Origin of the sequence: Collinsella sp. SGI.241 (assembly GCF_050312955.1) — a bacterium.
In the GTDB taxonomy this organism is placed as follows: Bacteria; Actinomycetota; Coriobacteriia; order Coriobacteriales; family Coriobacteriaceae; genus Collinsella.
In genome coordinates this window covers 1-13,855 of sequence record NZ_JBNPKM010000003.1, presented here as the reverse complement: position 1 = coordinate 13,855, position 13,855 = coordinate 1, and the positions used below count along the sequence as shown (strand labels likewise).

Below are 13,855 nucleotides of genomic sequence, written 5' to 3'. Positions count from 1 at the left end.
GAATAGAAATGGAACTTAGCCTTAAAGATTATTCATAAGGTGCTTTGACAACAACAGAAAGAATAATTAATTGAACGCAGAATAGTCTATCTCATAAAGTCGCATATCATCTTCCGACATAAGAAGCTTGAGTCCCGGAGTCGAATCTTCGATCGAATTAATGCCTTGCCATTTGTCCCAAGTATAGTAACCATAGTAGCAGCGCTCGTCGTTGACCTCACCACCATAGTCCAGATCAAGAATGTACTTAATACCATTTTCTTTAAGGATGCGTTGGACATCTTCGTTTGTAGCAAGCTTGTCGAGATGCAATCTTAGCGTTTGATTATCACTTGTCTCATTACCGAGCATCTCTGCAGCAGATCGGCGGTATAGAAGGTTTAAGCCATATAAGGGGTATGCGAAAGCGCTACCGTCATCTGCGTTGTTATATATCAAACTATCATCTTTTTCGAGAAACTCGGCTACGCGCTTACAAAAAACCCGCTCTTTAGGGTCAAACAAGTTGTCACGCTTCGAATCATTCGCAAGCGTCGAACAGTTCTGGTAATCACCCAAACCCGTGTAAACCCATCCAAATCCAGGCAAGTTGAAATCGTTAACATATAGGGCACACATAGTAATAATCAAACATACAAAACAAGCTGATATCTTTGCCCAAGGTTCATATCCAAGTCTGTTGAATATCCTCAAAGCAAGCGAATAGACAGCCTCTAAACCAACAGCAGCCAAGGGAATTGCCATGAGGCTGGCACATGCACCCAGACGATACGGATCGGTATACCAAAAACCCGCAAGAAAATGCTTTAAAAACCCGGATGATGATGCCCCGATTATATATATGATGGCAGCGAACATATACGAGAAACACAACCATGAAGACTCTTTATTGCGAAGCAAGGCAAAGAAGCCAATTGCAACGAACAAAGCAAGGAGATAATTGCCTGCCGGAAGCCGAAAAGACAGAGCCAATACATTAATAATAGCCTGTAAATGCGAGGCGGTTACACCCCAGGTGAAAGAAACAGTATTACTTAAAGCTGGATTAATAAAGCAAACAATCCAAATAACTAGAATCAATAAAGCGGGAATCGCGAGGGAAGTTAATCTCACTGATAGAGGCATGTCAGAATCTACATATTTTTGTTTCACAACATACCAACGCGAAAAGCGCAAAACAACAAAAGGCGCAAGAAGGACAGCCATCGTAAATATTGCATTTGGGTGAGAAAAACAGAGCGATAGAACGCCTAATAAAAATGCAGCAATGTAGTTCAGGCTGAACCGCTTTGCGCACGCACCGATCGTATTAATAAAAATAGCGGCACAAGCTGGCACAAGCATAAGACCCAAAGTATTAGGGAACAAAGGACCTGACACTGAAATTAAAGTGCCCCAGGGAAAACTATTAAAAGCGAATAATACTAGCGCCCCAGCAATTACCACACCGCGTTCTTCCTTGAATACTGTTTTTAAAAACAGAAATACGCTAGACGGTAAGACAAATAATAGCATTACATAATTTGTAACGTTTGTCGCAAACGCAACATCTTGTCCAGAGAAGCTCGCAACAAGGGCTGCAAGCAAATGCCAAGCCGCAGGATAAAAGCCGCTAGCAACTGAAATAATCGAACTAGACATCACATCATGATAAATGCCGACATTAACTGTCGAATAATCACCGCTGTCAATAAAAGATCTAATAACAGCAAGATGAAAAGAATTATCCGAATCCTGTATGAAAGAAGACGGCCCATCTAAAGGAAGCACATACGTTTTAGTTGCAATAACAAAGGCAATGCCAATGTACAGAAATAGTATTAACCAGTTTGAACGACCCGAGGATGGCTTTGCTACATCAGTATTGCGTGAGCGACTAAATGATGCAATCAGTAAAAGTATCAAAGCAAGGAGTAGACAGGGGAGACTCAGACTTACCCATGAAGCATAAAATCCAAGCTTAGAGTAAATAATGCTTATTATTTCAAGCAATGCAATTGAAAACAACGGTGCAGCTAAAAGTGAATCAATCCTGCTAAAACACATCAAACGTGAAAAAGCAAATCCAGGAATCTCCAAGAGGAACAATAGAAAAAGCGAAGAAATGAAGAAAGCGGCCCACATAGAATTAACCAACCTAGGTTCAGGTACATTGCTGAAATGCACAGGCATTAAAAATGAAATACAAGCATGAATTAACACGCACAATAAATCTTGTTATTTACAACAAAGCATGTACAGAAGAAAAGCAAATGTTGAAAAAGAACGTGTTCAGGATCAGTCGATCATTTGGCTTTATCAATATCGCTAAGCGCAATCGACTGAGCCAACCCATTAATACGCTCCTCCTGCTTCGAAAGTCGCAAGGAATTTGAGAAATCCCTCACTACGAGAACGGCGATAACGTAAAGAAAAACAAAATTAGAGGCGGACACAAAGCCAAGTTCTGAAGAAATAATTAAAGCTATTTCGGGAAATAGGCCCAACAATACAAAACTCAAGCTAAACAAGATCCAAAACATGGAATCGAGAACCCGCATCTGAGATCTCTTCAATTTATGAATAACGAAGAAGAAAACAAGAGCAGCAAATATAATGAGTAATGCACGCAACGTAAAAGTCATTTACAATCACCTAAACCATTGAACAATTAGCAGCGTAGCAAACACTCTAAGCATATACTGCATTGACTTTACAGGATTTAAGTAGCTCACGCCGCCTTGGCGTTCACGCATTGATACCTGAACTTCAGAGACCGAATATCCTTGTTTTAAAAACAAAGCGATTGATTCGGGTTCAGGATTGAGAGTGTTGTCGTAATAGTATCTTTCAAGCACGGGACGGCTAAATAATCTTAAGCCCGAGGTCGGATCGCTGATGCGATGCCCAGTCAGCATCTTGATTAGCACTGTAATCATGCGCGAGCCAAGCATGCGCATCGATTTATCTTTGCGAATAGTAAGAAACCTGGAACCGATAACGATATCTGATCCAGCGCGTTCCGCTTTCTCAACAAGAGAAGCCAAATACTCCGGGCGATGTTGTCCGTCAGCATCAAACTGAATCATATAGTCGTAACCATTATCAACAGCATATCGAGCCGCAGCCTGAAATCCAACAGTCAGGCCGCAATTAATTGGCATGGTAATGACATCGCAGCGTAACGAGTCGCAAATCTCTCCCGTTCGATCTCGAGAGCCGTCATTGATAATAATGAAGTCAAACTCTGGCGCAATCGAGCGGAGCTCTTTCACCGTGCCTTCAATGCATTCCTCTTCGTTATATGCAGGAATTGCAACAAGCACATTCGATCTAGACGACAATCGAGCACCATTCTCTCGTGACATAATTAGTAGAACCTAAACAGCCATTCAATATATCTTATGAGTAGCTGAAACATACACTTATTATATATTCACTCATATCGCATTGGCATATACGATAAGAAACAAACGGGCATGGCCTATTCATGCAAAAATCGTCCTTTACCGTTGAGATAAGGAATTCAAATGAAAGCTACAATCATCGTCCCAGTCTATAACGTTGAAAAGTACCTCAGTCGCTGTCTCGATAGTCTCGTTCACCAGACTATCTCTGATTATGAAGTTCTCTGCGTAAATGATTGCAGCCCCGATAATAGCGATCTCATTCTCTCGGAATACCAAGAGAAATACCCCTCAAAAATTCGAGTTCTAAATAATGAGTGCAATTTAGGTCTTGGACGAACAAGGGAAAGAGCCCTCGAATATGTTTGTAGTGAATATGTCTTCTTTGTAGATAGCGATGACTATGTCGCTCCCAATTATATCGAAACTTATCTTCAGGCAGCTGAAGATGGCGACTACGACATCATCGCAGGAGGTTTCATAAGGGATATTGATGGCAAACTGAAAAGGCATCGCATATCAAACAGCGTATGGAGTACGACAACTTATGCGATTGCATGGGCAAAACTCTTTAAAAAGTCCTTTATTGAAGAAAACAAACTGGGCTTTACCGGTGTCCCTTGCGGTGAAGATATCTACTTTAGCCTCTGCGCCTTTTACTGCAACGCGAAAGTGAAAATCATTCCATACGAGGGTTATTATTACTACTTCAATCGCCAATCAATCACCGGTTCAATGAGCTACAAGAAAAATCATGAGCAAATCATGGCGGAAATGTTTGACCTTTTCCTTGAAAGCCACGATCTCTCAAAACTTCCGAAAAGCAGATTCGATGTTATTGAATACACCTATTTAGCAAACATGATCAATGCCTTGGTTGTTTTTAATAGGGGTTGCGGTCCAGAGCTGATGAGATCAAAATATAATCTCGTTTTCTCGCACGCACGAAAGCATTTTCCGAACTATCTAAAGAATCCTCATATAGGTATTTTAAAACCAAAAGGCCAGACCTTAAAAATTCGCCTAGGAGTAGGGGTGCTACTTGGTTTGCAGAAATTTCACCTTGACTGGCCCGCATACTACATCATTTCTAAACTGTAATTACCCTTAACAACGACAACCACTTGACGCAAAGGATAGCCGTGCGACGAATACTAATTGCCAGCGCATATTACGCCCCTCATATGGGAGGTGTGGAGCGATACACTGAAAACCTCGCCAAGAAATTGGTTGAACTTGGAAACGAAGTTGTTGTTGTCACCTCTTCAGATTCGGAAAGAATTGGCAGCTTTATAAGCGAAAACAACGTCTCTCTAATTGAGATACCCTCGGTGTCTCTTATGAATGACAGATTTCCCATAATTAAGCCGATACCGAGCACATTTCGAGCTTTCCGTCACATTATGGAATTGCCCATCAGCGATATTATTATTAATACTCGTTATTATCCGATTTGCCATTTTGCATGCAGGGTTGCCGCGAAAAAGTGCATACGGCCAGTTTTAATTGACCATAGCTCCGGATATTTGTCTACAGAAAAAAGTCCAATGGGTTATCTCATGCGATTATATGAAGGACTGTCAACAAAAATCATTTCTAGAAACAAGCCAGTTGCATGCGCTGTTTCAAATCGAAGTTTACAATGGATAAAAAGCTTGGGATTTTCGCCCCATTCCGTAATACCCAACTCAATTGATGCGGTCGCATACTGCGCATCCGCATCAGAAAGAAACTGGGATTCTGAGCTTAATATATCTCCCGATGCATTTGTTGTTGCATATGCCGGTCGCCTGATTGAGGAAAAAGGCGTTATGAAGGCAATAGAAGCAATCAACGGCATTCATGGCAAAAACATTCATTTAATTATTGCTGGCAGTGGCCCATTAAATACAGCAATATCCAACGCGCAAAATGAGAGAATCCATTTTGTCGGAAGATTAAATGAATCTGACATGTCATCCTTGCTACGCTATGCGAGCTGTTTTCTTATGCCTAGTGAATATCCAGAGGGCATGCCAACCGTTCTTCTTGAGGCTGCAGCTCAAAAATGCGCAATCGTAGTTAGTAATTGCGCAGGCGCATCCGATATCATCCCTGAAAGCAATTTCGGTACAGTTTTGCAAGACTGCGCAATTGACTCTATTCAAAAGGCTGTCCTAGTATATTTCGAAAACCCAAATATACTTTTTGAACACTCTCATAATGTTCATGATCTAGTATGCTCTCGATTCACATGGAGTCAGACTGCCTTGAATCTAGTCACAAATGTCCTAGATACGCTATCTGCCGACACTAATTGAGGGCACCAGACGGCTATTAAATCCCCTGTTGCCCTCAACCCATCAAAACCATAATACTACAAGGGCACGCTACTCCCCTGGGCCCTGTACCTGGCCTCGGTGGCCTCCTTGGCCGGGCGCCACCAGGACTCGTTGGCGACGTACCAGTCGATGGTGGCCTTCAGCCCCTCGGCGAAGTCGGTGTGCGCCGGCCTCCAGCCGAGCTCGCGCTGGAGCTTGGTGGAGTCGATGGCGTAGCGGCGGTCGTGGCCGGGGCGGTCGGCGACCCAGTCGAAGTCCTCGGGGTCGCGGCCCATGGCCGTGAGTATCATGCGCAAGACGGTGATGTTGTTCTTCTCGCCGTCGGCGCCGATGAGGTAGGTCTCCCCCATGCGGCCCTTGGTCAGGATGTCCCAGACGGCCGAGGAGTGGTCCTCGGTGTGGATCCAGTCGCGGACGTTCTCGCCGCGGCCGTAGAGCTTGGGGCGCACGCCGTCGATGATGTTCGTGATCTGCCTGGGGATGAACTTCTCCACGTGCTGGTAGGGACCGTAGTTGTTGGAGCAGTTGGAGATCGTGGTGCGAAGGCCGTAGGTGCGGGTCCAGGCGCGCACGAGCATGTCGGAGGACGCCTTGGTGCTCGAGTACGGAGAACTCGGCTTGTACGGCGTCTCCTCGGTGAACTTGGCCGGGTCGTCGAGCGCCAGGTCGCCGTAGACCTCGTCGGTGGAGACGTGGTGGTAGCGGACGCCGTATTTCCTAACGGCCTCCAGCAGGCGGAAGGTGCCCTCGACGTTGGTGCGCAGGAACGGCTCCGGGTCGGCGATGGAGTTGTCGTTGTGGCTCTCGGCGGCGTAGTGCACGATGGCGTCGTGGCCCGGGACGATCCTATCGAGAAGCGCGGCGTCGCAGATGTCGCCCACGACGAGCTCCACGCGGTCGGAGGGCAGCCCGGCGATGTTCTCGGGGTTGCCGGCGTAGGTCAGCTTGTCCAGGACGGTAACGTGTACCCCGGGGTGGTTGTCCACCACGTAGTGTACGAAGTTGCTGCCGATGAAGCCGCAGCCACCCGTGACGATGATGTTCTTAATCATGGAACCTGCATTATTCAACACATATCACTTTGAACCAGCCCACATCAAACGATAACTCGAAATCATTTAATAGTTAATCAACGATTTTCCAGCACATTCGCAATATATTCGCTCGCATGACCATCACCGTAGGGGTTAGACGCATTGCTCATTGCCGCATATTCTGTTTCATCAGAAAGCAGGCGACTAAACTCGCGATAAATGACATCTTCCTTTGTTCCAACAAGTTTTAAAGTTCCGGCCTCTATGCCCTCAGGACGCTCAGTGGTGTCTCGCATGACAAGAACGGGCTTACCAAGACCAGGCGCTTCTTCCTGAATACCGCCAGAATCGGTAAGGATAAGATAACTTGCCGCCATGAAGTTATGAAAATCAAGCACTTCAAGCGGATCAATAATATGGAGTCTTTCAAAACCATCGAGCTCTTCGTGTGCGGCCTTACGCACAAGAGGATTCATATGAATCGGATAGATTGCCTTAGTATCTGGATGCTCTTCCATCACACGACGTATTGCGCGAAACATCCTATGCATGGGTTCGCCCAGATTCTCACGACGGTGTGCGGTAATTAGTATTAGACGAGATCCATTCGCCCAATCTAGTTCGGGATGGGAATATGTACCGCAGACAGTCGTTCTCAGGGCATCAATACCAGTATTACCTGTGACCCAAATCTTTTGCGTCGACTTCCCTTCATCAATCAGATTCTGCTTACTCTTCTCCGTAGGCGCAAAGTAATATTCACTTATGATGTCAACTGCCTGTCGATTAAATTCCTCAGGCCAAGGACTATAGATATCATGCGTACGAAGACCAGCTTCTACATGTCCGATTGGAATCTGCAAGTAGAAACAAGCAAGCGCGGCAGCAAAACTAGTAGAAGTATCTCCGTGAACAAGCACGACATCAGGTTTTTCGTTCTCAAGAATAGCCTTAAGTCTCAATAAGACATCACTTGTCACATCAAAGAGAGTCTGACCCGGTCTCATAATAGCAAGGTCATAATCAGGCTTGACATTGAAAACGCGCAGGACCTGATCAAGCATCTCACGATGCTGCCCCGTAACAACGACAGTAGTGTCAAATTTGTCGAAACGACGCTTAAGCTCATTGACAAGTGGGCACATCTTGATCGCCTCGGGACGCGTTCCAAAAACTAACAGAACCCTTTTCTTACGTATCATTTATTTCCCCTGTCTACTCGATCAATAGCAATGGCACCCAAATCAAACTGTAAATTAGTAGATAATTTACGCCACAAGTAAGAAAGAAATAAAGTAAGCAGCAGCGAAACTAGAAAACCAATCAGCCTTGGGGCATCAGAGAAACACATTTGGAAAACTATCCAGATATAACGAATTACGACGTCATGAATAAGAAACGCATAAGGGCTCATCTCGGCCACCCATTGTAATGGCTTTATGCTCCATGCCTTTTCAACAACACCGGTTGCAGTGGAAAGCAGCCAAATCAAAAGCATTGTGGAGGGAAGAAATAGCAGAGAGAACCTAAAGCTATCTAGACCAAGTATTGTGACTCGATAAGTATAGACATACATTGATGCGGCAATTAGAAGAAAGCAAAAGAGCAGGCAGGAAATCTGAAACCAGCTCTCATGATGACTCGATTCTCGAGAGGCTCGATGCAAATACAGCCAACCTAAGATACCGCCTATTCCAAAGTCACAACATCTCACTGGCGGAAAATAGTATGTGAGCCATTTTATATATTCCGGATTAAAACCCGCTTTAAGTAAATAGGTAGAAACCAAAGAGAAAAAAACATGAACAATAATAAATATCATCAGCATTTTAAACGCCGATAAAACAGAATCAATATTCCTGAGAGCACTCAAAAATATAGGGAAAAAAAGATACGCAAGGGCTATGACACACATAAACCAGGAAGGTCCGTTTAATAAAGTATATAAGGATTCGTTTGGAATCCAAATTTGTAAAAGCGTTACATTTAGGCAAATAGCAACAAGCAACAACGCAAGGGAAACCCATCCGCGAAATAAATACACAAATGCAAACGGTAGCTTTGCAATCATCATAATTATATGGAGAGGGTATAGTTTCTTGAGTTTAGACCATACAAATGAAAAGCCGAATGTTGGCGTATTCGATTTTTGAAGATATCGATATGACATCAAAAAGCCCGACATCATAAGAAAAAGGGAAACACCCCAGGGCCCAAAACACCCAAAAGGACCAATCCCAGAATGCGAAAGAAAAATTGCAAGAAACGCAATCGCCCGTAGACCCTGCAGTGCCCCAAACCAACGAATCGGTTTGTCCATCTTGATCGGATTCGCGGTAAATGAATTCACAAAATAATCCTTAGTGCTTAGAAAAACTAATTATTACGAATAATTGGGCCCACAAATCTTCTAGCAAACTCTCTTTCATAAGCATCGAAGCAAAAATTAATAGAAACCACCGTATATAGAAGTGAATAAATCAAACCTCCAGTAACCAGCGCCGACCAACCATGCCAATCAAAATAAATCCAAATAGCATTAAACCCAAAAGAGGTAATTAAAAGAGGGACTAAAATCGATAGAATATTCTTCCAAAACTGAAGAATATCCATATCTAACTTTCTTGCATAATACCAGTTCATAATAAGGCCATTTCCTATGGCAATTGAAACAGCTGTTGATATGGCTGAACCTGTTACTCCGAACAACCTGCATAGAAATATAGAAATAAATACGTTAATTACAGCAATTGCGGCATTCATGTAGCCTCGAAATTGATATACATCCTTGACCTGCATAATTATAAGACCCAGATTTTGAATGATATCAACTGTAAATGGCACCATAACTATCATGGCAACCCAATAAGCATCAGCGAACTCTTGTCCCGCCCAGAGGGTAACAAAATCCTGACCAAAAATCGCAAAACCGCTGAGAACAAGAAATGCAACATAAAAGGAAATTCTTCCAACTTTGATGAAAAGCTGAGAAAGATCAGCAGCTGAATCAACCGAATGAAGCACAATATCAGTAACCTTTGGAAGAAATACAGTAGATATAGATGTTCCTAAAACCATGTAAACAGAGTAAATTTGTGCACCTATCGCAAATACAGCAATTAAGTCGGCACCATAAAAATATCCTAGAATTAGTTGGCCTGATTTCCAGAAAACTTGATCGGAAAAGGCAACCAATATTACCGCCGAAGAAAACAGCAGCATCTCCTTAGCGAGCTTCCAATCCATTCCATGGAAAGTAGACTTTGCTTTAAGAATGTTAGAAACAAACAATCGCTGGATTAAAGCACACAGTAGATTTGCAAGAAAGGTCATGCAAGTAACCAGCAGTGCAGAAGGCCAGAAATGCATAAACACAACTACTAGCAAAGGCTGAAGAATGGCTGTAATCAATTGGGACAGACGCAGAAAAACGAATTTCTCATGAGCGGTGATAACGGCGATGCTAATAATGTTATTCATAACCACAACCATATCTGCGGCCAGAACAACAAACATTAATGACATTTCGAAGAGCTGAGCCGTGCTGAACGAATTCGAGTATGAATAGACGACTATTGTCCCCACAAATAGAATTACGACAACTGCAGCGAACGAAATGATCCAGAACAGCCTTTTTGCTATTGCAAGAGTATTTTCCATCACTTCAGAATCGTCCTGAAGATATGCCTTGCTATAAAACTTAGTCACGCTCGAAGCAAGAACAGTATTGATTACCGTAAGGTAAGCCATAATAGAGCCAACGAATTGATAGAGACCGTATTCGGCCTGGCCGATACCCTTTAATAAGATGGGAACATATAGCAACTGAACGAGAATCTGAACAATTGAATAGGCATAAGATATAATTACGCCTGATTTTCTACTGGATTCAATCTTCACACGGGAACCTTTCAAACTCATATTCGAAAAACGTAAATCTTAATTAAGATAGAGGCATAGAAGTGAAACAGCTTTGCATTTTTACACCTACATATAATAGAGAACATACCTTAAAGCGGTTATACGAAAGCCTGAAAAAACAAACTGACTCTCGTTTTTATTGGCTTGTAGTCGATGATGGCTCGACGGACGGAACACAGAGCTTATTTGATTCATTTGCAAAGGAATCAGCTATCGAAATCGAATATATAAAGGTAGCGAACGGCGGAAAACAACGAGCCTGCAATTTAGCTGCAGAAAAATGCACTTCAGAACTGTTCATGTGTGTTGATTCCGACGATTATCTCACGCCTGATGCGGTGCACTTCATATTAACGGCGTGGCAAAACGCAGGAGATGCTATTGGTATTGCTACTCCCCAGTTCGCTCGAAACAACCAATTTCCCAGCAAGACCGCAGCAAAGCTATCATCGCTCTACAAACAATATGGCTATAAAGGAGAGACCTGCATTGCAACATTAACGAGCGTTGTAAGGTCACATCCTTTTTACATAGCCGAAGGAGAAAACTTCATTCCTGAGGTTTATCAATTTGATCAAATTGACCGTAAATATAACCATCTGCTGTGCAATAGGGAAATATGTAAAGGTGAATACTTGCCCGATGGTTATACAGCCAACTACAAACGCATATTATTAAAAAATCCACGCAGTTACGCCGAATATAAAAAGCAGTGCATAGAGTTCAGTGACACACTCATACAGAGATTCAAGGAGACTATTCTTTATCTAATGTGGTCAAAGATTGCCGGAGACAGCATCCTTTTTGCATTTAAAAAAGCAAAGTCTGTTGGCGCCATTTCTCCGGCAATACCATTTGCCGCAGTATTAGAACCATTGTTTAAGAAATACATGAATAGAGCCTAATCATTGATTAGGCTCTATTCTAAGACCATTCAAATTAATTCCGGTTTGCAAAAAAGGCTTTTAATGCCGAAGTCAACGGCCTGAAGTCATTTGTTTTAAATCCATGCTGGAGCCGTACTATTAATCCAGCCAGCATTGGGTTGACCCAAGAATGACGGGTTAGGAAACGACGCCTTTCTTTCAGCAAACCCCGCTCAACCTCATCGATCCAAGACCCGTTAAAATGATGTATGGTAACAGAATTTTCAGTAAGATGAATATCACCAGATTCATGACTCTTGGGACAAAACCAATCGCTTGGGTACAGTGTGAATCCATCAACTATCTGCATTGTATTATCAAGCTTTAGTCCGAGGGCCTTACAAGCTTTTGTAATCACTACAACATTTGTCGTTAGGTCGTATGATCCATCGCTTTTAATAAAAGAACGCACATCGTAATCATTCAATAGCTTCCGGAATAACGGGAATCCTTTTTCACAAGCCATAATTCCAGTTGGCACAGAAGCGTCCGATTCGAAACCTGAAAAAGCGCGGTTGGTCAAAAAAGGATCGAGAGACTTAAGGACCTCAACGTCGGTATCCATATAGATACCGCCCTCATTAACGAGAATCCATAAACGCGCGTAGTCACTTACAAAAGCCCATTTCTTAGCTTCATATGCCTGTTTAACATAATTGTTAGAAGATAAATCGAAATTTGATTCGTCCCAACGCTTTATCTCATAATCTGGGCAAAATTTCTTCCAAGACTCAATACATTCGATTGCCTCTTCGGGCAAATCATTATTTCCGAACCAAATGTAGTGAATAACTTTTGGGATATGGTTCTCGTTCAACTGAAACTCCAAACTCAATCGACTATTTAATCAAAACAACGCTTTGGTTGTATTCACTTTTATTTGCATTGTTAAAGCAGGGACCAATTAAATTGCCCGGAAGAATCTGATGCCACATCTTATTCTCATAAGGAGTATCACCCCAGAAAAAGCCTATATGACAATCGATTGCCCCATTCGTCTTGAAGAAAAGAATATCGCCTTTCTGCGCATAGCCGCTATTCAGCATATCTCGAACAGTTCTAAACTCATACATTTTGCAACCAGAGTCACAAGCATAACCATACCAACGCCAGGCATTAATATAGCCTCCCCCACCAGGCCCGCCGGCCCATGGCGAATGTGCGTTATTCCTGCCTATCGCTGAAACATCCCCACCAACAGCAGCATAAGCATGAGCAACAAATCCAGTGCAGTTCATACCCGTATAGCCGTCCCATCTTGGACTTCCGTTGGGGTAAAGACATGTGTCATATGAGAAGCCGCCGGAATAACGCGTGCCCAGATAATAAGAATCATACTGATGCGAAGTAAGCCATGTCAGCAAGCTAATTCTGCTGACGCCAAGAACGGTCGAACTTCCGATTGGATTGTAATAAACCTGCGTAGACTTAGTATGGACCGACCCATCGGGGTAGGATACATCACAATACAAGGCATAGTAACCCGGACCCAAGCCCAAATCGGATGGATTAAAGTACGCATTGTTAATGGTTGATTTCGCTCTCAGGACGCCCCATTGACTCCAATCCGGTTTCGCCCAGACAAATTTAAATTCAAATTGACCGGATTTTTCCGCATCAAGAGTCCCCATATCCGCACGAACGCCCCATGAGTAATCTCCATCAGTAGATATAGCTGTAATTCTCGAATAGTCCCAAACACCGATATGAATCCTGCGAGTAGTAACCTTACCGTCAGAGCCGCTCACATCACAATAAATATCATACTCACCTGGTTTATCAGGAGTCCAAGATAGGGAAGCATCGGAACCATTCTGAGCAATGCCCCAATTTGACCAGTTGTTCCTACTCCAAACATACCTATAGTTCAGAAAACGAGTATCCCCCAAGCACTCAGTTGTAACTGACACTTTATCACCAGGCTTAACAAAAGCGCTGGAAGCGGATATGCCTTTATAAGACCAGTCTTCTGGGACAAAATAGCAGACTTTTTTACACGTAAGCGTTTGTCCAGTTAAAGTATCAATTACATCTATATAGAGTGAAATCTCCCCGGTTTTTGTAACAACCCAATCTAGTGAAGAGAGACCTTCCCCTGAATCTATAACGCCCCATTCATTCCAATTATTTCTCATCCAAACATACTTATATTTAACGCCTCTATTATTACGAACAATCAGATTGGGAGTAATAGCAACTGTATCCCCAGCGGAAACCGATCCATCAGAGGGCTCCACGGAAATCGAAGTGAAATTAGACAAGTTATT

The 13,855-nt window shown here is 43.1% G+C and carries 12 protein-coding genes; 3 read left to right on the top strand and 9 right to left on the bottom strand.

Features of this window, described 5'->3' with window-relative positions; genetic code table 11:
* Positions 1-66 precede the first annotated feature (66 nt).
* From ACQQ92_RS01880 to ACQQ92_RS01870, 3 genes are all read right to left on the bottom strand, one after another.
* Positions 67-2,124, bottom strand: coding sequence for a DUF6541 family protein (locus tag ACQQ92_RS01880; RefSeq protein WP_427795642.1), 2,058 nt, complete (start codon positions 2,122-2,124; stop codon positions 67-69).
* 161 nt (positions 2,125-2,285) lie between these two features.
* The gene (locus ACQQ92_RS01875; RefSeq protein ID WP_427795641.1) at positions 2,286-2,624 is read right to left on the bottom strand and encodes a DUF2304 family protein; all 339 of its coding nucleotides are present in this window, start codon (positions 2,622-2,624) and stop codon (positions 2,286-2,288) included.
* Positions 2,625-2,630: 6 nt separating this feature from the next.
* A complete protein-coding gene (locus ACQQ92_RS01870; RefSeq protein ID WP_427795640.1) occupies positions 2,631-3,305 on the bottom strand; it encodes a glycosyltransferase family 2 protein in 675 nt (224 codons plus the stop codon).
* Between the two features lie 204 nt (positions 3,306-3,509).
* Between ACQQ92_RS01870 and ACQQ92_RS01865 the strand changes: the two genes are divergently transcribed.
* Both ACQQ92_RS01865 and ACQQ92_RS01860 read left to right on the top strand, forming a co-directional pair.
* Entirely contained in the window at positions 3,510-4,487 is a 978-nt protein-coding gene (locus ACQQ92_RS01865) for a glycosyltransferase family 2 protein (protein ID WP_427795639.1), read from the top strand.
* Positions 4,488-4,570: 83 nt separating this feature from the next.
* A complete protein-coding gene (locus ACQQ92_RS01860) occupies positions 4,571-5,686 on the top strand; it encodes a glycosyltransferase family 4 protein (protein ID WP_427795638.1) in 1,116 nt (371 codons plus the stop codon).
* A 56-nt stretch (positions 5,687-5,742) separates the two neighbouring features.
* Here ACQQ92_RS01860 and rfbB read toward each other — a convergent pair whose 3' ends face one another.
* From rfbB to ACQQ92_RS01840, 4 genes are all read right to left on the bottom strand, one after another.
* A complete protein-coding gene (gene rfbB / locus ACQQ92_RS01855; protein WP_427795637.1) occupies positions 5,743-6,759 on the bottom strand; it encodes a dTDP-glucose 4,6-dehydratase in 1,017 nt (338 codons plus the stop codon).
* A gap of 77 nt (positions 6,760-6,836) precedes the next feature.
* Positions 6,837-7,943, bottom strand: coding sequence for a non-hydrolyzing UDP-N-acetylglucosamine 2-epimerase (gene wecB / locus ACQQ92_RS01850; RefSeq protein ID WP_427795636.1), 1,107 nt, complete (start codon positions 7,941-7,943; stop codon positions 6,837-6,839).
* Positions 7,940-9,091, bottom strand: coding sequence for an acyltransferase family protein (locus ACQQ92_RS01845; protein ID WP_427795635.1), 1,152 nt, complete (start codon positions 9,089-9,091; stop codon positions 7,940-7,942). The genes wecB and ACQQ92_RS01845 overlap by 4 nt, the downstream gene beginning before the upstream one ends.
* 26 nt (positions 9,092-9,117) lie before the next feature.
* Entirely contained in the window at positions 9,118-10,641 is a 1,524-nt protein-coding gene (locus tag ACQQ92_RS01840; protein ID WP_427795634.1) for a hypothetical protein, read from the bottom strand.
* 62 nt (positions 10,642-10,703) lie between these two features.
* On the opposite strand from ACQQ92_RS01840, the gene ACQQ92_RS01835 reads away from it, so the two are divergent.
* Positions 10,704-11,567 (top strand): glycosyltransferase family 2 protein, encoded by an 864-nt coding sequence (locus tag ACQQ92_RS01835; protein WP_427795633.1) that lies wholly within the window; start codon positions 10,704-10,706, stop codon positions 11,565-11,567.
* A 34-nt stretch (positions 11,568-11,601) separates the two neighbouring features.
* Here the strand turns inward: ACQQ92_RS01835 and ACQQ92_RS01830 are convergent, their stop codons facing one another.
* The gene (locus ACQQ92_RS01830) at positions 11,602-12,405 is read right to left on the bottom strand and encodes a glycosyltransferase family 32 protein (RefSeq protein WP_427795632.1); all 804 of its coding nucleotides are present in this window, start codon (positions 12,403-12,405) and stop codon (positions 11,602-11,604) included.
* A gap of 22 nt (positions 12,406-12,427) precedes the next feature.
* Positions 12,428-13,855 (bottom strand): hypothetical protein (locus ACQQ92_RS01825; RefSeq protein ID WP_427795631.1); only part of this gene is annotated, 1,428 nt, incomplete at its 5' end.

Bases quoted from the DNA above. Each gene is read 5' to 3' on its own strand.
- ACQQ92_RS01880 (WP_427795642.1), bottom strand. From the start codon at position 2,124: ATGTGGGCCGCTTTCTTCATTTCTTCGCTTTTTCTATTGTTCCTCTTG.
- ACQQ92_RS01875 (WP_427795641.1), bottom strand. From the start codon at position 2,624: ATGACTTTTACGTTGCGTGCATTACTCATTATATTTGCTGCTCTTGTT.
- ACQQ92_RS01865 (WP_427795639.1), top strand. From the start codon at position 3,510: ATGAAAGCTACAATCATCGTCCCAGTCTATAACGTTGAAAAGTACCTC.
- ACQQ92_RS01860 (WP_427795638.1), top strand. From the start codon at position 4,571: ATGGGAGGTGTGGAGCGATACACTGAAAACCTCGCCAAGAAATTGGTT.
- rfbB (WP_427795637.1), bottom strand. From the start codon at position 6,759: ATGATTAAGAACATCATCGTCACGGGTGGCTGCGGCTTCATCGGCAGC.
- wecB (WP_427795636.1), bottom strand. From the start codon at position 7,943: ATGATACGTAAGAAAAGGGTTCTGTTAGTTTTTGGAACGCGTCCCGAG.